The organism is Gemmatimonas sp. (assembly GCF_046594945.1).
In the GTDB taxonomy this organism is placed as follows: Bacteria; Gemmatimonadota; Gemmatimonadetes; order Gemmatimonadales; family Gemmatimonadaceae; genus Gemmatimonas.
Genome location: NZ_JBKJRB010000015.1, coordinates 19,540 through 40,021, shown reverse-complemented (window position 1 = coordinate 40,021; position 20,482 = coordinate 19,540). Strand labels below are relative to the sequence as shown.

13 protein-coding genes are annotated in these 20,482 nt (G+C 65.1%); 8 read left to right on the top strand and 5 right to left on the bottom strand.

What is annotated here, in order from left to right:
* Positions 1 to 103: 103 nt before the first annotated feature.
* On the top strand, positions 104 to 1,171 hold the full coding sequence (locus ACLL97_RS02195) for an HmuY family protein (protein WP_411278836.1): 1,068 nt from the start codon (positions 104 to 106) through the stop codon (positions 1,169 to 1,171).
* Between the two features lie 32 nt (positions 1,172 to 1,203).
* The gene (locus ACLL97_RS02190; RefSeq protein WP_411278835.1) at positions 1,204 to 3,357 is read left to right on the top strand and encodes a TonB-dependent receptor plug domain-containing protein; all 2,154 of its coding nucleotides are present in this window, start codon (positions 1,204 to 1,206) and stop codon (positions 3,355 to 3,357) included.
* Positions 3,358 to 3,375: 18 nt separating this feature from the next.
* Here the strand turns inward: ACLL97_RS02190 and ACLL97_RS02185 are convergent, their stop codons facing one another.
* Genes ACLL97_RS02185 through glgP form a run of 4 tightly spaced genes read right to left on the bottom strand, consistent with a single transcriptional unit; the run spans position 3,376 to position 11,389 of the window.
* Positions 3,376 to 5,811: a TonB-dependent receptor plug domain-containing protein gene (locus ACLL97_RS02185; RefSeq protein ID WP_411278834.1), complete on the bottom strand. Its 2,436-nt coding sequence runs from the start codon at positions 5,809 to 5,811 to the stop codon at positions 3,376 to 3,378.
* Positions 5,812 to 5,869: 58 nt separating this feature from the next.
* Positions 5,870 to 7,690: a DUF3536 domain-containing protein gene (locus ACLL97_RS02180; protein WP_411278833.1), complete on the bottom strand. Its 1,821-nt coding sequence runs from the start codon at positions 7,688 to 7,690 to the stop codon at positions 5,870 to 5,872.
* Entirely contained in the window at positions 7,690 to 9,189 is a 1,500-nt protein-coding gene (locus tag ACLL97_RS02175; RefSeq protein WP_411278832.1) for a glycogen synthase, read from the bottom strand. Before ACLL97_RS02175 ends, ACLL97_RS02180 begins: the two co-directional genes overlap by 1 nt.
* Positions 9,190 to 9,214: 25 nt before the next feature.
* Positions 9,215 to 11,389 (bottom strand): alpha-glucan family phosphorylase, encoded by a 2,175-nt coding sequence (gene glgP / locus ACLL97_RS02170; RefSeq protein WP_411278831.1) that lies wholly within the window; start codon positions 11,387 to 11,389, stop codon positions 9,215 to 9,217.
* 188 nt (positions 11,390 to 11,577) lie between these two features.
* Between glgP and thrA the strand changes: the two genes are divergently transcribed.
* From thrA to ACLL97_RS02155, 3 genes are read left to right on the top strand one after another with little or no spacing between them, the layout of a single operon-like run.
* Positions 11,578 to 14,112 (top strand): bifunctional aspartate kinase/homoserine dehydrogenase I, encoded by a 2,535-nt coding sequence (gene thrA / locus ACLL97_RS02165; RefSeq protein ID WP_411278830.1) that lies wholly within the window; start codon positions 11,578 to 11,580, stop codon positions 14,110 to 14,112.
* The gene (gene thrC / locus ACLL97_RS02160) at positions 14,109 to 15,491 is read left to right on the top strand and encodes a threonine synthase (RefSeq protein ID WP_411278829.1); all 1,383 of its coding nucleotides are present in this window, start codon (positions 14,109 to 14,111) and stop codon (positions 15,489 to 15,491) included. Before thrA ends, thrC begins: the two co-directional genes overlap by 4 nt.
* Positions 15,488 to 16,243, top strand: coding sequence for an SDR family NAD(P)-dependent oxidoreductase (locus ACLL97_RS02155; protein WP_411278828.1), 756 nt, complete (start codon positions 15,488 to 15,490; stop codon positions 16,241 to 16,243). The genes thrC and ACLL97_RS02155 overlap by 4 nt, the downstream gene beginning before the upstream one ends.
* A 16-nt stretch (positions 16,244 to 16,259) precedes the next feature.
* Here the strand turns inward: ACLL97_RS02155 and ACLL97_RS02150 are convergent, their stop codons facing one another.
* Complete coding sequence (locus ACLL97_RS02150; RefSeq protein WP_411278827.1) at positions 16,260 to 17,195, bottom strand: phenylalanine 4-monooxygenase; 936 nt, start codon at positions 17,193 to 17,195, stop codon at positions 16,260 to 16,262.
* Positions 17,196 to 17,483: 288 nt separating this feature from the next.
* Here ACLL97_RS02150 and ACLL97_RS02145 point away from each other — a divergent pair, with 288 nt between their 5' ends.
* The 3 genes from ACLL97_RS02145 (at position 17,484) to ACLL97_RS02135 (ending at position 20,469) form a co-directional block, all read left to right on the top strand.
* Positions 17,484 to 17,663, top strand: coding sequence for a hypothetical protein (locus ACLL97_RS02145; protein WP_411278826.1), 180 nt, complete (start codon positions 17,484 to 17,486; stop codon positions 17,661 to 17,663).
* 410 nt (positions 17,664 to 18,073) lie between these two features.
* Positions 18,074 to 19,123, top strand: coding sequence for an HDOD domain-containing protein (locus ACLL97_RS02140; RefSeq protein WP_411278825.1), 1,050 nt, complete (start codon positions 18,074 to 18,076; stop codon positions 19,121 to 19,123).
* A gap of 80 nt (positions 19,124 to 19,203) precedes the next feature.
* Positions 19,204 to 20,469 (top strand): ATP-binding protein, encoded by a 1,266-nt coding sequence (locus ACLL97_RS02135; protein ID WP_411278824.1) that lies wholly within the window; start codon positions 19,204 to 19,206, stop codon positions 20,467 to 20,469.
* The last annotated feature ends 13 nt before the right edge of the window (positions 20,470 to 20,482 follow it).

Sequence of the window (20,482 nt, the reverse complement as noted above, 5' to 3'; positions counted from 1 at the left end):
GCAGCGGCGAAGTGCAGATGGGTAGTGTCCACACTCGCGCACGGGCGGGCGAAAGCTGCCGGTGCTGCCTACTCCATCGAATCTCTGCGGCACTCTTTCTCTTATGAAGTCGATGATGATGCGGTCGTTGTTGTCCGTTGCGGCCCTCGCCGTGCTGGTCGCGTGCGAAGGCGAATCGGCCGCCACGGGTCCTGGCACCGGCACCCCGGAGCCGGCAGTCAATGCCGTGGTCTCGTTCGGCCCGCTCAATGCGAGCAGCACGGACACGCTCGTGTACTTCAGCTTTGCGTCGGGCGCGCTCGTACCGCGTACCGGCGACTGGGATCTGGCCTTCCGTCGTTACGAAGTGCGCCTGAACTCGCCGGCCGTGGGTGGCGCGACCAGTAAGAATGTGCTCGGCTTCGCGCTCGACAACAACAAGACGGCCAGCGACGCGCAGGTATTGGCGTTGACGCCGTCTGCCACGCTTGCGGCCTTCGACGCGGTTCGCGCGGCGCAGATTCCCGCCGACGATCAGTTCCAGACCGATCGGCTGACCGAGAATAGGCAAGGCTATCTGAACCTGAGCGGCATCCCGTCGGCCAACCCGGCGAATTATTGGAAGCTCCGTCTGGCGAACGGTGGCTTCGCGGTGTTCCGCGCGACTCGCATCAAGTTCACGCAGACGTTTGCCGTCGATACGCTGTATCTCGAGTCGCGACTGCAGACCGGGAGCACGCTCGGCGCGGTGCAGACGCTGGCGATCGCTCCGGCCAACGGCGTGCGTCAGATCAGCCTCGCCACGAACGCCGTCGTAACGGGCGCCGCTTGCAACTGGGATCTCGAATTCAATCCGGCCTCGAATCAGCTGTCGCTCGTGCCAAACATTGCGTGTAACGCGGGGACCTCTCCTGGCCCCACGTCACCGACGTTCGCCAACGCCACGATTGCCAGCGACGCGCCGCAGTTCGCCACGTTTCTGTCCACGCTCGTGGGCCCGATCCTGAATTCGGTGCTCGATAAGAGCGCGCCGTTTCGCTACAACTTGCAGGGCAATGATCGACTGCACGCCGCGTTCAATACGTACCTCGTAAAAACGGGCACGCGCGTGTACAAGCTTCAGATCACCGACTACTACAGCAACACCGGTGTCGCGGGCTTTCCGACGATTCGCTACGCGCGTATTCGATGAGGGACGGGCGGCGCCCGAGCGTGTCGCGTCGAGTGAGGCCACTGTTGTGCGCGTTGATGCTGGCCGTCGTGTCTGGCGGACCGGCTCGCGCGCAGAATCCCGTGGCGGTGCAGGGCATCGTGACGGGTATTGTCATCGGAAAGACGGATGGCGCGCCCGTGTTGTCGGCAGAGGTGCGCCTGTTGCGGACCGGTGTCCGTGTTCGCACCGATGAACGCGGCCGCTTTCGCGTTGCCGCCGCGGTCGGGGACACGCTGTTGATCCGCGCGTTGGGTTTCGCTGAACTGCGCACCGTCGTGCAAAGCGAGACCCCGGTTGTGCGACTGGTGGCGCTCGCTACGGTGCTGCCGGTGTTCACGACCACCATGGGACAACGCGTGATCCGCGCCAGCGAATCACCGCGCAGTGTCACCGTGATCAGCCGTGAGGAACTCGACGCCGTCGCGGCGGTGTCGGCGAACCAGCTGCTGCGTCAACTGCCGGGATTGCAGGAGCTTCCCGCGCCCCCATCGAAAACATCCATCTCCATTCGCGGCTTCGACGATGCACGCGTCCTGGTCCTGGTGGATGGTGAACCAGTGGCGGGTACACTCATCGAAAGCCGGGATATCGGACGCCTGAGCACCATCGCCACTGAGCGGATCGAGGTCACGAAGGGGCCGTCGAGTGTGGAGTTCGGCAGCGACGCGCTGGGTGGCGTGATCAACATCGTGCAGGCGGCGCCCACCGCTCCCCTCACGATTGATGTGCTCGCCCGCGAAGGCGGCCTCGGACGCCAAGAGTCGTCTCTTGGCGTGAGTCAGACGGTGGGAAAGCTCGGCTTTCGGGTGAACGGTGGGTGGCGCCAGTCCGACCGCGTCACCGGATATAACGCGATCGGTTCAACGTTCAATCGCATTTATGATGTACGCACCGACGTCCGTTATGCGCTGACCGACAAATGGGCGCTGCGTCTCGACTTGCAGGGCTCGCAGGAGCGTCAACGCTTTCCGGTAGATGCGGCGTTTAACGGCTTCATCGACAATCGCGGCGGGCAAGGGTTCGTTGAAGTACGTGGTCCGCTGCTGGGCGGCAACATCCGCGCGCGCGCCTTCGAGCAACGCTTTGTGTATCAGTATCGGCAGTCGCGCGGAATGCTGCCGATCAAGGGCTCGGCCGATTCTCTTGAACAACGCGAGCGTCAGGGCCGCTACCTACTGTCATACACGCACGTGGTCGGCGCGCATGCGATCGACGTGGGTGCACAGCGTTCGCATCGTACCCTGGTGGCGCCGAAGAAGGTGAGCGGTGATAGTGCCGACGAGCAGGTCACCGAAGTGTTTGCGCGCGATTCGTGGACGCTCGGCAGCGTACTGATGACGGCCGGTGCGCGTCACACCAGCAGCACGCTGTGGGGCAGCAGTACCAATCCATCGTTGGGCCTCGCGTGGCAGACGTCGTCGAGCGTGCGACTGCGCAGCAATGTGGCACGTGGATTCCGCGCGCCGGGTTTCAAGGAAATCCGGTACACCTTCACGAATCCCGCGGGCGGATACACGCTCGAGGGAAATCCCGATCTGCTTCCGGAGTCCTCGTGGAGCAGCAGCGTCGGTGGCACGTGGGCGCCAAGTACAACGCTCTCGTTCGATGTAGAGGGCTACCGTAACGACGTGTCCGGACTTGTGGACTGGCGCTACGAAGGCGACAACGCCGCGGGATTTCAGACCTACCGCTACGTGAATGTGGCGCGCGCCCGCACGCAGGGTGTGGAAACCAACGCGCGCGTCAACGCCGGCGCGATGGAGGTCACACTGGGGTACGACTTCCTGCGCGCTCGCGATCTCAACTCGGGACTGCCCCTCAGTCGGCGCGCGGCGCACACCGCGCGTCTTCGGGTGGCCCGCGAGTGGATGGTACGCGCGGGTTTCTCGACCGACGCATCGGTGCGTTACACCGGCAACGCGCCATTGTTGGGCATTCCGAGCGGTGCCCCGATCACGGGGCCGTTCTCCACCGAGAGCGGTGTGATCGGACGCCAAGGCGCATTCTTGTCGGTCGATGCACAACTGCGGATGGCGGTCACGCGCGAACTCGAGATCTCGGGCGGCGTGAACAACCTGCTCGATCAGCAGCCGAACCTGTGGACGCCCGCGTTTGCGCGGCAATTCTACGCTGGTCTACGGTGGCGCTGGAGCGCGTCGCAATAGCGCGTCGCAGTAGCTTGACTAACGCGTCCAAATTGAAATCAGTCCGCAACCGGTCCGGGCGCGCGGTCCAAGTTCGTTGCCGCCTGACGATGCCATCGTGGCGGGAATCGTGGCCGAGCCGGCGAACACCTCGATGCCATAGATCTCGCCCGGAGCCGGTAGGGTACGGAGATCCGGTCGTCCGTCGCTTTGCACGACGCCGTTGATTGCCACGCGCAACCAGCACTCTTCGTTGCGATTGCGCATTGATCGCGCGTACACGAAGCCGAGGCTGTCGACTATGAGCACCGACGGCACCCTGGTCAGCATTTGCCAAAGGCTGACCGGATTGCGCTTTTCGATTTGTTCGCGCGTGATCGATTCCGTGGTCAGCCCATACGCGCGACGTGTCTCGAAATCGGTAAAACGATGATTGGTGCGAGTGGCGCGTACGGTAAACGTGTCGAGCGCCGGTGGCGCGGTGGGATCGAGCGAAAGCTGCACCGTGTTGCTTCCCGCGACGAGCTCGGTGGCCACGGTGCCTTCGACATAGCCCACGCGACGCAGGTGCACCGTGGCCACACCGATTTCGACATCACGCACTGTGGTTTCACCGGCATTGTTCGTCCGCAGGTCGATCTCGCGGCCAGCGAGCGTTCGCACGCGTACCAACACATCACCGAGTGGCCGTTCGTCCGCGTCAAATGTGCGAAGCATGAGCGAGGCGATTCGCGACAGCCGCAGTCGCACGTCGGTGGCGGCGATCGGTGAGGTACTGGCGATTCGGAACAATGTATCGACGGTGCCAGCCGAGGCGCCCACTCGCAGCTGCAGCGGCACTCCTCGCGACACACCGCACATGCGCCAGTGACCGAGTGAGTCGCTCATGGTGCGGACGACATCTTCACCGACGCTCCCGCGATCGCCGGCGGCGTTTCTGTTGCGCATCGTGCGCAGTCGCACCGTGGCACCGGCGACGACGCGTCCGCTCGAGTCGTGCACGGTGCCTCGCAGGAAGCTCTGCTCGCGCCGGACGACCTCGGCGCCGCAGACGGCGCGCAACAGTTCGGTGGAGCTGGGCAGCGTCAGCTGCACCAGGCGACCGTCGACGCCCACATCGACCTCGTGTTCACGGGCGGCGATGCCGAGGGAGTCCATCAGTGCCGTGCGAACCCGCAGTCCGTATAGACCCGGCAGGATTGGCTCGACGCGTCCCGTGCCGGTACTGTCAGTGCGCAGGGCGTAGTCGGTGCCGATCAGGGTACCGATGGCATCGCTGATCGCATGTCCGGGCACGGCCGGTCCGGGGGCGAGCCGGAGCTGCACGGCGAGCTGCGCCCCTTCGCCGCGGAACAGCGCGCGGTCCCCCTGCGAGACGCGAATGACCTCACCGCCACTGACCTGCATTCCGCGCACGGCCAGCCCTGACGTTGTGATGAGTACGCGCGTTCGACCGACGGCCGTCTGATTATCGCGGCGAGCCAGTACCGGCATCCGAATGTGCCAACGTTGCACCATCCATTGGCCGGCGCCGAGTCGAAGAAATTCCACGAGGCCGCCGGGGCGTGCACGCTCGACGAATGCGGGGAGTCCCGTGTAGCGGTACTCGATGCGTCGGAGCTCACCGCTCGCGCGATCGAGCCAGAGAACGCCCGTGATATCGCGACGTTCGTTCGCATCGCTGAGCGGGCGAAACGCCACGCCGACCTGCTCCGGTGCCGAGTCGGTCGGTGGCTCGAGACGGAAGCAATGCCCGTTGGTGAACGCGTCGGAGAGCAGTACCTCCGCATCGGGCGCGTGGTATACCGTGCCGTCGTCGCGATCCACGACATAGCCGTGCGTGGCAAGTGATTCCGCGGGCGCACTGCGAAAGGCCCGCGTGGTGGCGCTGCGTGTGGTCCGCACCGATTGCTGGCGCACGTGCGTACCGGCACTATCGAGCGTACGGTCGTATTCGATCCACTCGGCGATGAGCGGACTGTCAGATGACGCCAGCTGCGATGTCATCAGGGCCTTGCGTCCTTCCTCCCACACGCGGGCCACCAGCTGGCCATCCGCACTGCTGGTGCGACAGTCGTCACGGCCGCGGACCGATACGGCTGGCAGTGTAACGGCAGCTCCGCTGAGCGTGAATTGCAGCGGCGGAATCTCGGTGGTTGCCGTCTTGAACGGGCCGATGGCCGGGCCAATGGTGGGCGCGTAGCCGACGCGCAGGGCCCGCAACCGATAGCGAGCGGCGGGCGTGGGCAGGTGGAAACGAAAGGCGCCGCGTGTGTCGGAGAGCGTCCGTGCGAGGACCTGTCCGGTCGTGCTCTCGAGGATGACGATGACGGCGGATGCTGGCGTTGCGCCGTCGCTTGCCATCACCGCACCGCGCACCAGCTGGGCGTTCAGCGCAGCGGGTGGGCCGCCCACGCACAGTGCGCAGGCGGCCCACGAACCGACCGAGCGGACCAGGTGGCGCAGGCAGAGCATGATGGGAGATGCCTCCTCGAGTACGGAACGGCAAGGGGACAGTGCCGCTGCGCCGGGCTCAGCGCTTCGGACCGACGACGTCGAGCAGCGCTCCGTCGGAGAGCGCCATGGGCCGAAGCAGCCGACGTGCGATTTCTTCCGGAAATTCGTGCACGTTGATGCAGTGCGTTTCGCCGAGCTCGGCTTCCGTTTCGGCGAGGTCGACCGTGAGGCCGGGGCCCGTGCCGTGGACGTGCCCGACAAACGAGCGCGCGGCACCAGTGCGGCGATGGACGAGGGCGACATGCCACGGCGCATTCGGTAACGCTGTGTGAGGCCTCACCGTGACATCGAACGTGGCGATGCGCGCGGTGGCGATACCGACGGCGGCGCAGGCGATAGCGCCCGCGGCCGCCCCGACGGTCGCGTCGCGGTGCGGCATGGCCTCGCGCACGAACAGTTCGCTGGCGCTCCCCGCGTTGGGCGCGCCGCTGGTTGCGGGCGTCAGCCACTGTACGAACTCGGGCATGAGCCGCGACGCGTGACCTGATAGCTCGATCGACCGTGCGGCGTAGCGCAAGACTTGCCGCACTTCGATTCGCTCGACTTCGTCGAAGAACCAGGCACAGGACGTGAAGGTGCGCATCGTGGCCCGCTCGAGCTCCAGCAGTTCACGGGCCCGTTGTACCTGGCGGGCCGACGCATCGTCGCGCAACGCCCGTTTTGCAAACTGCTCGAGTGCCTCCCCATCGAGGGCAATCACGTCGCCGTAGCGATCGCGTACCTCCCACGGATCGTCCTGGAAGAGCTCGCGCCCTTCGCGTTCGAAGACCTCGTGCGAGTGATGCGAGAGACGCTCGAGGGCCGCGCGCAGCGGTCCGCGCCATTGCTGCGCCGGCGGCTTACTGCCATCGAGACGGCAACCGCAGTTGCCGCGCCACCGCTCCACCCCGTGCGCACAGCTCCACGCGCTCGGCGAGACCAGTTGCACGTCGGACGTGGGCGGATACATGACCACCAGTGACGCGCTATTCGTCACGCGCGAGCTCGATTGCTGAACCACCATCGACAACGCTTCGGTGAGCGTGGAGTCGCCGCTCTTGTGGTGATGACCGAACGTCTCGCCGTCGGTAGCCAACGTGGTGCAACGGTCGGCCGGCTGGTCGCTCGCGTTGCGATGGGGCATGAGTCGCTGCGCCAGCGCCGGCGCGTCGCGCAACAATCCGCCGAAAGCGACGTCACCGGCAAGCGAGCCATCGTAGGGCACAATGGCAAGGGTGCGACCCGACGCGCCGCGCCACCGGACAGGCATGCCGCTGCCGTCGTGTCCGCGCACCTGGTACGGCGCCAGAATCGTAAAGGCGATGCCCTCCTTGGCGACGGCGTCGAGCGTGTCTTCATCGGCGGCACATTCGGGAAGCCACATTCCTTCCGGTTCGCGATGGAAGCGCCGTCGGAAATCGCGAATGCCCCAGCGGATTTCGGTAGTGCGCTCGCGCGGCGACGCGAGCGGGAGGATCACGTGATGGTACGGGGCGGCGATCGCATTGCCGTGTCCCCACCGACGCACACTGGCCGCATCTCCCTCCTGCATGGCCCGCATGGTGTCGGGCGCTTCGGCGTCGAGCCATTCGCAGAGCGTCGCCCCGACGTCGAACGAACACCACGCGTAGAGGTTCACTACGCGCGCAATACCGGCCCGTGCATCGGGATCTCGTGTAGCCGCGCGTCGGTCGCGCAAATGGGCCTCGGCCACCGCGAGTCGCGCGTAGCACTCGCGATTGATCCGAGTGTTCCAATCGTGGTCGGGTGCTGCCGACGGTTCGGTCGGCACCACCTCGAGCCACGGGTCTTCCCGCGGGGGCTGGTACAAGTGATGGTGAATGATGATCGAATGCATCAGCGGCGGCTCGTGGCGATCTCGATCGCACGCTGATACACCTGCGCGTAGCGCTCGGCTGAGCGCTCCCATCCAAAATCCTGCTTCATGGCGGCGTTCATGCGCCGCGCCCACGCACGCTGGTCAGCGAAGCGGGCGAGGGCACGTGAAATCGCCCGGTCGAGCGCCGCCGGCTGGAATGCGTCGAACAGGAAACCGGTGATATCGTCCTGCACTGTATCGGCAATGCCACCCACCCGGCGCCCGATCGGGAGCGAACCATAGCGCTGCGCACGCATCTGCGTGAGGCCGCATGGCTCGTACTGCGAAGGCATGAGGAACATATCGGCACCCGCCATCAGGCGATGCTCGAGCCGGTCGGTGAAGTCCAGCTGGACGCCGACGTGCTGCGGTCGCGCCTTCGCGAGCGCTAGCAGCGCGCGCTCGTACCTGGCTTCGCCGGCACCGAGAAACACGAACTGGGCGTCGAGATTCCAGATCAGTTGGGAATTCAGCACGAGGTCGAGCCCCTTCTGAATCACCATGCGTCCGGTGAGCCCGAACAGCGGGATACGCTTACGTTGCGGCAGGCCGAAGGAACGCTGCAGCGCCGACTTACACCTGGCCTTGTTCGACCGATCGGTTCGCGAGTAGTTCGCCGTAATCTGATCGTCGGTGGTCGGATTCCAGAGCACCTGATCGATGCCGTTCGTGATCCCGGTAAAGCGGCTGCCAAGCCATTGAAACACCTCCTGCAGGCCGAAGCCACCACCAGGAGTCCGCAACTCCTCCGCGTGGGTGGGACTCACAGTGACCACCATGTCGGCAAACGTGAGTCCGCCCTTCAGGAAGTTGATGCGGTCGTACCACTCGAGATGTCGAAAGTTGTACACCTCAGGCGGGATACCGCAGTCGTTCAGCATCTCGGCCGGAAAGTGCCCCTGGTAACCGGCGTTGTGTACCGACAGCACGGTCGGCGTGGTGGCGAAGCGCTCCTTGAGCTCGCCATACGTGCGCATGTACATCAACGCCAACGACGTATGCCAATCGTGTCCGTGCACGAGCACCGGACCGGCAATCAACCGCGGAATGCCATCGAGCACCGCGCGCGAGAACAGCGCGAAGCGCCGGGCGTTGTCGACATAGTCGCGGCCACCTTCGCCGTACAAGCCAGCGCGGCTGAACGCCGATGGGATGTCCACGAATACCACCTTTGGGCCAGCCGGCGGCTGCACTTCACGAAAGAAGCGCACTTCCTCGCGGCGGAACCCCAGCTCGACCTGAATGGGACGACCGAGTGGCGCGAGGTCGGGGGCGTGGTCGCGCACCGATCGGTACAGCGGCACGAACACGACCACGTTCGCACCACCCTTCACCTGATAGTTCGCCAGCCCCATCACGGCTTCGGCCAGCCCACCCGTACGGGCGAACGGAGTGTACTCCGACGTGAGATGCACGATCGTCGGCGCCCCACCCTCGGGTGCCCGGATCACGGGCGACCCGAAGCTGGGTGTGGGCACGGCTGGGGAAGTCATTGGCAAGGCGTTACGCGATTGGTGGATCGTCGGGCAATGCGTCGCCGAGGATAGAGGGTGCATAGTAGGCACGCGCGTACTGCTCGACCATCCGACGCGCGGTGAACTGCTGGCCCGCGACACGAATGGAGTGCTTCATCGTGGTCAGCCACTGACGCGGCAACTCGTTCTTGTCTACATCGTAGTAGCGCGGCACGACTTCCTGTTCGAGCAGCTCGTAGAGACGATTCGACGTGCTCACGCCCGCCTCGTCGTCTTCTTCCGGCGTGATCGCCCAGCCGTTGTTCCCTTCGTAGCCCTCTTCCCACCAGCCGTCGATCGTGGAGATCTGCGGCACCCCGTTGAGTGCCGCCTTCATGCCGCTCGTGCCCGACGCCTCGAGCGGCACGCGGGGAAGATTCATCCACAGGTCGACGCCCTGCACGAGCAGATGCGCGAGGTGCATGCCGTAGTCTTCCACGAACGCCACGCGCCCTTCGAATCGCGGATCGCGCGTGAAGTGATATACGTTTTGCAGCACCTGCTTGCCCGGATTGTCGGCGGGATGCGCCTTGCCGGCGAACACGATCTGCACCGGACGTTGCACATTGGTGACGAGCTTCCGCAGGCGCTCGACATCGCGGAAGATGAGGTCCGCCCGCTTGTAGGTGGCGAAGCGACGGGCGAAGCCGATGGTGAGCGTTTTCGGGTCGAGCAGTGTCCCGGCGCCCACGAGCTGCGTGGCCTCGATCTGCCGCCGCGCAAACGCATTGCGGGCTTCCTCGCGCACGAGCCGCATCAGCGTGTGCTTGAGACGGGTATGCGTAAACCACAGCGCTTCGTCATCGAGCGTGAGTACCTGTTCCCAAAGGGCCGGATCATTACTGTGACCCCACGCGGGCCCAAGGTGATCGTCCAGCAGCTTCATGATGGGATTGGCCATCCACGTTGCGAGATGCACGCCGTTCGTGACGTGACCCACGGGGATGTGATCGGCTTCGCGCCCGTTCCACAGCGAGCGGCTCATGTCGCGCGTTACGATGCCGTGACGACGCGACACCCCATTCACGCGACGCGAGAGACGCACCGAGGCGGCCGTCATGTGAAAGACACCGGCACCCGACTCCGGCATGTACCCGATGCGCAGGAACGTCTCGGCGTCGATCCCCATGTCGTCCCAATACCCAGCGGCGCATTGCCGCACTTCGTTCACGCCGAAGTGGTCGTGACCGGCCGGTACGGGCGTGTGCGTGGTGAACACGCTGCGGTTTCGCACCCGCTTCACGGCGTCTGCATACGGCACGCCCTGCTGGCACAGCTCGCGCACGCGCTCGACCATCATGAACGCGGCGTGTCCTTCGTTGGCATGCCAGGCAGCCGGGGCGATCCCGAGCGCGCGCAGCGCGCGCACACCACCGACGCCCAGCAGCCATTCCTGACGGAGGCGCATCGCCGGGCCACCGGAGTACAGCTTCGAAAGCAACGGCCGGTCGTCGGGATGGTTCTCGGGGAGATCGGAATCGAGCAGGTACACGGGTACGCGACCGACCTGCATCTTCCAGACGCGGATGTTGATATCGCGGCCGAACGTGTTCACGGTGACGAGATGCCGCTCGCCATCCTTGCCTGGCAGGGGCACGATCGGTACCGCATTGAAGTCGATGGCATCGTTCGAGTCTTCCTGCCAGCCATCCACGCGGATGTGCTGATCGAAGTACCCTTGGCGATACAGAATGCCGACGGCCACCAGCGGGATGCCGAGATCGGACGCCGTCTTGAGATGGTCACCGGCCAACACGCCGAGGCCGCCGGAGTAGATCGGCACCGAGTTGTGCACACCGAACTCCGCGCAGAAATAGGCGACCGGCTGACCGCGCAGCTCGGGGAAAGTGCGGGCGTACCACGTGTGTTCGTCCGACCGCTCAGCGGCCAGCCACTGCATCGCGCGATCGTACCGTGCGCAGAAGGCGATGTCGTCGGCGAGTTGCCGGAGTCGGGCCGGATCGACCAGCTGTAGCAGCCGGATCGGATTGTGGCGTAGCCGATGCCATAGGCTCTCGTCGATCTCCTTGAAGATCATCCGCGCGTCGCGATTCCAGCTCCACGCCAGATTGTGCGCGAGGTGTACGAGACCGGAGAGCCGCGCCGGCAACGGGGCAGGCTCGGCGACCAGTGGGGCGGGTGACGCTTCGACAGGTGCGGTCATATCCACAGGAACACGGGACGTGAGCGCGATCAGGAATGGTCGCGCCGGATAAGCCTTGGAAAGGTATGCAGGCGCGTGCCGGTGTGGACAGGTGAACCGGCCCGGAGTAGTGTGCGGATGTGCCCCGAAATGGCCGCTCGAACGTACGACCGGGGCGTCCGATTGGTCTCATCAGCCCACATTCCGACATGCCGCCACTGCGTCCCCGCTCCGCCTCGCGATCTGTCGCGATCGACGTTTTCAAGTTCGGCGGGGCCTCGTTGGCCGATGCGGCGGCAGTCCGCCACGCGATCGAGCTGATCCTCGATCCGCGTCCCTCCCGCGTGGTCACGGTGGTCTCGGCGTTGGCCGGCGTGACCGATGCCCTGCTGGCCGTCGCCGAGTCGGCGCGCGCCGGGGACGTCGACGCGGTTGACGAGCAGGTGACGCGGCTGCACAGGCGACACGCGCAGGTCGCCGCCGGCATCATCGGCAATGCCCGGGTGCGCGCGCGTCTGCTCCGCGAACTGGACGAGGCGTTCGAGGAGCTGCGCACGCTTGGCCACGGCGTGGCTAGCCTGCGCGAACTGACGCCGCGCACGAAGGACTTCCTGTTGGTGCGGGGCGAGCAGCTGTCGGCGCGACTCGTCGTGGCCGGTCTCCTCGCTCGCAGTGCGAAGGCCGAATACGTCGAAGCGGCGACGCTCATTCGCACGGATGGCGTCTTCGGCGGGGCCTTCCCCGACCTCGCCGCAACCGATCGTGAAGTGCGGGCGCAGTTGCGCCCCTTGTTGAAGAAGCGTGTGCTGCCCGTTATCCCCGGCTTTGTTGGAGGCACACCCGACGGTGCCCTTGTCACGTTGGGTCGCGGCGGGAGCGATCTCACCGCCACCGTGTTGGGCCGTTCGCTGCGCGCTCAGCGCATCACGCTCTGGAAGGACGTGCCGGGGCTGATGACGACCGATCCGCGTCTCGTGCCGACGGCGCGCATCGTGCCGCAGCTCAATGTGCGCGAAGCGGCCGAGCTCGCGTACTACGGCGCGAAGGTGCTGCATCCGCGCGCGCTCATCCCGCTGGCGCGCGTGCGTGTGCCGGTATTCGTCCGACCGTTCGCCGATCCCACCGCGCCGGGCACCGAGATCTCGGTGCGCCACACGCTCACGCGGTATCCCGTCAAGGCGCTCTCCATCGTGCGCAGTCAGGCCCTGGTAACCGTCACCGGCAACGGCATGCTGGGCGTCCCCGGCATCGCCGCCCGCACGTTCTCCGCGCTGCAGCAGGCGGGTATTTCGGTGACACTCATCTCGCAGGCGTCGTCGGAGCACTCCATCTGCCTGTGCGTGCCGGCCGAACGTGGCGCCGATGCGCGGGCGGCACTGGAGACGGCCTTCGCGCTCGAGCTCTCGCGTCGTGAACTGGAAGGGATGGACGTGCAGCGCGGTATGGCTACACTCGCCGTAGTCGGACTCGGCATGGCCGGTTCGCCCGGGATTGCGTCACGCATGTTCACGTCGTTGTCGAAGGCGGGCGTCAATATTGTGGCGATCGCGCAGGGTTCGAGTGAGCTGAACATCTCGGTGGTGATTGCCGAGCCCGATGCCGAAGTGGCGGCGCGTGCGGTGCATGACGAATTCCAGCTCGACAAGATCGGCGGTGGCGGGTTGCGCGAAGACGATCGTCTCGACGTCGTGCTGTTGGGTGTAGGGTTGATTGGTCGCGAACTGCTGCGCATGCTGCCCCGCGTGCGGCGTCGTGTGAAGCCCACCATCGTGGGTCTGGTCGACCGCAGTGGCTTCGTGTTCGAACCCGATGGACTTACCGCGCGTCAGTTGGCCGCGTACGCGAAGGCCAAGGAGTCGGGCGGCGCGTTGGCCGCGATGCGCGGTGGGCATAAGGGAACGGCGGCCGAGGCGGTCGCCTACATCGGGGCGCACGCGTTGGCGCGTCCGGTGTTGGTGGACGTGACTGCACACGAAACGCTGCCCGCGATCCGTGCGGCGATCGTGGCTAACATGGACATCGTGATGGCCAACAAGCGGCCGTTGTCGGCACCGCGTGTCGAGGTGGAATCGTTGCGCGCGTTGGCGGCCACCCATGGTTCGCGGCTATTGCACGAGACTACCGTGGGCGCGGGACTTCCGGTCATGGACAGCTACGCGAAGCTCGTGGAAACGGGTGACAAGGTGCTGCGCATCGAGGGGTGCACGTCGGGCACACTGGGCTTTCTGCTCACCGAGATCGGGAAGGGGCGCCCGTTCAGCGAGTCGTTGCGTGACGCGATGTCGCGCGGCTTTACCGAGCCCGATCCGCGCGATGACTTGTCGGGAATGGACGTGGCGCGCAAGGCGCTGATTCTGGCTCGCCTGATGGGCTTTGGTGGCGACATGAAAGACGTGACCGTGGAGTCGCTGGTGCCGGCAGCGTATCGCCGCATGCCGCTGCCAACATTCCTGATGTCGTTGTCACAACAGGACGCGGCGTGGGCTGATCGTTTCGCGGCGGCCACCAAGCAGGGACGTGTTTTGCGCTATGTGTTGAACGCGTCGCCCAAGAAAGTGGAAGTGGGGCTGCGCGCTGTGCCGCTTACGCATCCGCTGGCGGGATTGCGCGGTACGGACAATCAGATCGTGTTCACCACTCGGCGCTATCGCGAGCATCCGTTGGTGATCACCGGGCCCGGCGCCGGTCCGGCTGTAACGGCTGCCGGTGTGCTCAACGATATCCTTCAGCTCACGCCGTCATGACCACGCCGATGTCTTACCCGTTGCCTGCCAGCGCAGTGTTCTTGCCCGCGGGTGTTACGGGCTTGCCGGTGGGCGCCGTGCACAGCGTACAGCGATGCGCCGCGTGCGGTCATTTGTTGTCCCCGCTGGATGCGGCGCCAGATTGTCCGAGCTGCGGCGGACTGCTCGAGATCATCCATCGTGCGCCGGTCGATGCATTCGATGTGCCCCTCTCGACCAACGCCATCAAGCACAGCTTCTCGCAGCATTGCTGCGCGATGCCGCTGGGCCACGCCTCGGGGGTATGGCGCTTCGAGTCGATCGTGATGCCCGGTGCCGGTGATGCGATTGTGAGTCATCCCGAGGGGAACACGCCGCTGTTGTCGCGCCCCGCGATCTCGCGCTATACGGGCTGCGACGGATTGCTGATCAAGCATGAAGGACACAATCCCACGGGTTCGTTCAAAGATCGCGGCATGACGGTGGGGACCACGCAGGCGGTGCGTATTGGAGCGAGTGCGGTCGCGTGCGCCAGTACGGGCAACACGTCGGCGGCGTTGGCGTCGTACGCGGCGCAGGCGGGTATTCCCGGACTCGTGTTCGTGCCGGCCGGGAAGATCGCGCTGGGCAAGCTGGCGCAGACGTTGTCGTACGGCGCGCGTACGCTCTTGGTGCAAGGCGATTTCGATGACTGCCTGCGACTGGTGCAACAGGCCTCGCGCGAGCTGGGGATCTATCTGCTCAACTCGATCAACCCGTGGCGTGTCGAAGGACAGAAGACGATCGTGTTCGAACTGTTGCAGCAGCTGGGATGGAACGCACCCGACTTCATCGTGCTGCCGGCCGGCAACTTGGGGAACACGGCGGCGTTTGGAAAGGCGCTGCGTGAGGTGAAGGAACTGGGGCTGATCACGAACATGCCACGCCTCGTGAGCGTGCAGGCGGCCGGTGCGGCGCCGTTCGCGCGTGGTTTCCGCGAGGATTTCGCGACGCGCTATACGGTGCAGGCGGAAACGATTGCGACGGCCATTCGCATTGGCGATCCGGCGTCGTGGGATCGCGCCGTGCGGGCAATTCGCGAGACGGATGGTTTGGTCATCTCAGCCACCGACGACGAGATCATCGATGCGAAAGTGACGATCGATGGCGCGGGCGTAGGGTGTGAGCCGGCCAGCGCAGCCAGCGTCGCCGGCGTGCGTCACCTCGTGCGTGACGGTATCATCGGCGCGAATGACACCGTCGTTGCCGTACTCACCGGACATGTGCTCAAGGATCCTGGGATGCTGGTGGAACTCCATCAACGTGCAGACAACGCGCGCGCCAATCGCCCCATCGAAATCGAGGCCACCGTGAGCGCCGTGGAAGCGGTACTGCGTGACACGCGCGGGAGTGCGTCGTGACGGCTGTCGGGATGCACGCGATGGCGTCGCCGCGTCGCACGCTGATCACCAGTGCCGCGCGTCCACTCGGTGTGGAGCTGGTGCGCCAGTGTCTCATGCGCGGCGACAAAGTGTATGCGGCCGCGCGCAATCCGGCGCGGGTGCCGGTCTTGGCGGACTTGCGCGCCGAGTACGGGGGACTGGAGCTGATCGCGCTCGACCCCGCCGATCCGTCGTTGGTGGCCGATGCCGTGCCGGTGTTGGAACGCCTTACCGATACGCTCGATCAATTGATCATTGCGCCGGCCGAGCCCGGGCAACACGAGAAGCTGGCCGATAGCGAGCGTGACGAAAAACTTTCGACGCTGTCGGGCACCGGGCTCACTGAGCACTACCGACGGCATGCGGTGGCGCCGCTGTTGCTGGTGCGCACGCTGTTGCCGTTCCTGGCCAATCGCGAGGGCGCGCGGGTGCTGGTGGTGAGTAGCTGGCTCGGCTCACTCGCCGGCAAGACGCAGGGGGGCGACTACGCCACCTGCGCCAGCGGTGCGGCGTTGCACATGCATATGCGCGCGCTGGCGCATGACCTGAGTGACGAGCGCGTCGTGCTGATGCTGGGCAACCCCGGACACTTCGCCACCACACCGGATGGTCCGGCGTTCCGGGTGCCGATCGATGAAGCGGCAATCGGACTACTGAGTCAGATGGAGCGATTGCCGCGCGAGAGGACGGGGAGCTTTCTGGACTGGACGGGGGCGGAGCGGGCGTGGTGAGGTGGTGCTACGGCCTCTACCGCGCCAGACTCGCCTCGAGAAAGCTCTGCGCATCCGCCTCACTCATCTGACGGTACCCCGGCGTCACGTTGTCCAGCTTGCCCGCCTTCATCCACGCTTCAAGCTGTCCGACCAACTCGTACAGATGGTCGAAGTCGTTCACGATGAACAGCAACGGCTGATAGTGATCGATTTCGAAGTGCTGGTTGATCACCCATTCCAGCTGAAGCGGGTGCCGCTGCGTGCTGTCGCTGTCCACGCAGTGCACGATCTCGCCGTATGACGACAGCAACCCGGAACCGTACACCTTGAGCTCATCGGCGCGCTGTCCGCGCATCAACCCAAACTCCACCGTGAACCAGAAGAAGCGCTGCAACGCATTCTGAATGCTGGTGAGTCGGCGTAACTTCTCCGAACGGTCGGGCACCGTACTCACCAATTCGGCGGCGAGGTGTGCGCAGGCCCCGAATCGTACAAGCGTTTCGGCGAATGCCGGATCCGTGTGCATCGGCACATGCCCGGCAATGTCGTGAAAGATGTCGGGCTCAGGCAAGTAGTCGAGCGACGCTCCGTCACGGATGGTGATCGTGGTCGGAAACTCGCGGCGACTCAGGCAGTCGAAGAAATCGAATGCCGGCACGAAACCACTCACCGCTTTGGCACGGAACCCGGTGCGCGGCGCCATGAACTTGTTCACGTCTTCCAGGCGGGGCACTCGCGTGGCGTCGAAACAGAGCGTGTCCAAGCCGTCGAGAAAGCGCGCATTGGCGTACCGTGCCCATCGTTCCTGCATGCGCGCATACAGTCGGCGCCAGGCGTCATGGTTGTCGGCCGAGTACAGTTCGTACGGCTGCGTGATGTACATCTCGCCATTGGCGACGGCGTTCTCGATGTATGGCGCTTTAGTGGTCGTCAGCCCCTGTCCTGCCACCAACACGTGCGGCGAAACCATGCGCTCTACCTCGAAGTGATACTCAGCGTCCGGAAACCGCTGGCCGCGGCAACACCGTGCAACCTAACCAGCGCAACGGGCCGCCGCCGCCATGTCCCAACGCGAGCGCCGGTCGGCGGACTGGCGCGACTGGCCACGGCTGGGCTCACATAGCCAAAGCATCGAGGGACGTCCAGATTTGAATCGGCTCCCTCAGGTGGCAAGCGGCCGATCCGCGAGCATCCGAACCTGCACGCCACCGGGCGCCATGGAGTCACTCTCTCGCTGTGTGTTCACTACGGAGCAATCATGAGTAAGTCCAATAGATCAAAGCGGCGCGAGCAGCTCGTGTTCGTGATCAGCGTACTGGTCGCGGTCATTGCGCTCGCCCTGATGCTCGTCAGCGGACAATCGACGACGCGTTGGCTCATTTTTGCGGCGGCGCTCATGAACGCTGTCACGTTTGGATTTCTGCGTCGCACGCACTGACCACAGCTGACATTCAGTGGCACTTGCTTCTCGATTCGACCGTTTGACCGGTCAGGTCCTCGATGGGATGGCACGCGGCCAGAACCGCGGCAAGCGCGCTTCCGCTCCGGGGAACGCCGTCAACGCCTCGGCGATATGGTCGCGAACACGCGTGTGGTCTCGGCGGATTAGCGTCGTTGGTCGTGCTTCACGTGTTCAGTGGTCTCAACCTGGTGTCGTCGTCGCGATCATGGGCACCATCGTGCCAACAGCCTCAATTGTGAGGACGAAGCGTTGTCCACGTTGCACAAGAAGGCGCGCGCGCTGCGTGTGACAGATCCTGGCGAAGCGCTATAGTTTCTCGCCCGACTTGACGATATTTGGAAAGTCGGGAGCAACTGTCTGCCCTCGGATTCCTCTCTTCTCGTCGCATGCGATCGTTCTTTTCCAAGCTCTTCGGCGGAGCGGCGTCTAAAAAGCGTCCCACGAAAGCCGCCCGCGCGCCCCGCCGGCCGGAGGAGATTCTTCAGGCGCACGAATCGGCCATCGAGGAAACCGGGGGCGGTGGTTTGGTGTGGCTTGCCAGGGACTCGTACTACTGGTCAGAGCGCACAGAGCATGTGTTGGCGCGACTCAAAAGCGAGTGGGCTCATGAGCCCGATGCTGCGCAGTGGCCCGATATGGCTGGTCTCCTCACGCAACTTTCGGCGCCGACGGTCCAACTCATTCGCCAGTTGCCATCGGCGGCGCGCGATGCAATGGCATTGTGCGAGCAGGAGAACGTCCCGCGCGGCCAGCTGGTGGATCGGCTTAGCAACGATCCGTCACTGGTGCAGGGACTGCTGCGTCAGGCCAATAGCGCATCAACCGGCGCCGGCCTCGCGCCGATTCTGCGTGTGGACGCGGCCATCGACCGGATCGGCGTCGCGGGAACGCGCGCCGTCGTCGTGGCCGCGTCGATAGACGGGCTCCTGAGCAAGCCGGGCGGCGCGTATGACACGTTGCTCGCCACCGCGTGGCAGCGTATGGTGACCACCGGGCCGATGGCACGCGCACTCGCACCGGCATTCGGTGCCGACGGCGAGGAGGCGTTCGCGATTGCGCTCCTACACGATGTCGGTCTCCTGATCATTTTCGACATGATCTCGACCCTTCGCACTGCCAATCGTCGTGCCGTCGCACTGCCGGAAGGTTGGCTCGAACTCCTGGTTCGTGAACTCCACGAACCGCTCGGGGCCGTGGCCGCCCACCGATGGGGACTCGGCATCGATGCTGCCGACGCGATCGGCACGCATCACCGTCGCGCGAGCCACGGCGAACGACATCCGCTGGCCGAGACGTTGTTTGTGGCGGAATACTTGGCTGGTGCGGTGAGCCGTGGTGAGCCGCTCGATCTCTTTGGCCTCTGGGATCTCGGCGAGTTGACCGGCGATCCGACACACGTGCGCGGAATCATCGACCGACAGCTCACAAAAGTGTGACCACGACGCGAAAGGCTTGACCGGGCCGACGTGGTGAGGTCGACTGCTAGGCAGCGATCCTCAACCGGAGTGATTCACGCATGGCGATTAAACTCAATGCGGTCTTGCGCCACGCGAGCACCCTTCAGAGGGCCACGACGCTCAGCGAGCTGGTTGAACTGACGTGGCAGGCCGTGCGCAGCGAGACGCGCTTTCGCACCGCGTGGCTGGGGCTCGTTGAGCCGGAGGATCCGGGGTACTTCCGTGTGGTGCAGGTGGAGGGCTCGATGCAGGAGCTGGTGCTGGCGCGATGTCCGAAAGCGGCCATTGCCGGCGATGCGATGCTCGCTGAACTCGTCGAGGGCAAAGCCCCGGTGCTGGTGCTTGAGGCGGCCGACGATCCGCGCACGAACAAGGCAATGGTGGCGGCCCTCGGAAGCCGCACGATCCTCAACGTGCCGATGGTGCTTGGGCCGGTCGTGGTGGGCGCCCTGGGAGTGGGAACCTTCGGTAATGAAGGCGTTATGGTCCCCACCGATGACGAGGTCGAGGCGCTCGTGGTGCTGGCAACGCAGCTTGCGGGGGCGATCACGCGCCTGTCGCTGATTGAGGCGCAACGCGTGGACGCTGAACGTCGTCAGCAACTGGAACGGCACCTCGAGTCACTCCAACGCGTGGAGCTGATGGGCGTGCTGGCCGCCGGTGTGGCCCACGACCTGAACAACTATCTCACCGTGGCGCAGGCCAACCTCGAATTGCTGGAGCGGTCGGCCGACCACGCCGATGGCGGATTGGTCGAGGCGGCGGTTCACGCCACACGACGCGCCACAGATGTCGTGCAGCAATTGCTCGCCCTGGGTCGAGCGCAGTCGCCGATCCGCACGGTGGTGGACTTGCATGCGCGCGTCGCCAGCACCGTGCGACTTGACCGCTCGTCGATACCGGCCAGCGTGACGTTGACCCCGGACGATGGCTACGCGCCGCCCGTGCGCGGTGACGCCGTGCAGATCGAACAGGCGCTGGCCAACCTGTTGATCAATGCCCGCGAGGCCGTCGGGAAGGCCGGTCGCATCGTGATTGGCGTGCGGGAGCGTGTATTGAGCGACGACTTTGTACTGACGAATCCATGGGCGCGCGCAGGACGATTCAGCTGCGTGCACGTGAGCGACACCGGTAGCGGCATTGCCCCGGACGTGCTGCCGCACATCTTCGATCCACTGTTCTCGACCAAGCCGATCGGCACCGGACTCGGACTGGCGGTGGTATCACGGGTGGTAGAGCAGCATGGCGGACTCATTCACTGTGATTCCACGCTTGGCACCGGCTCTCGGTTCGAGTTGTACTTTCCCGTGGCCGTCAACAGCTAGCGCACTCGCCGGT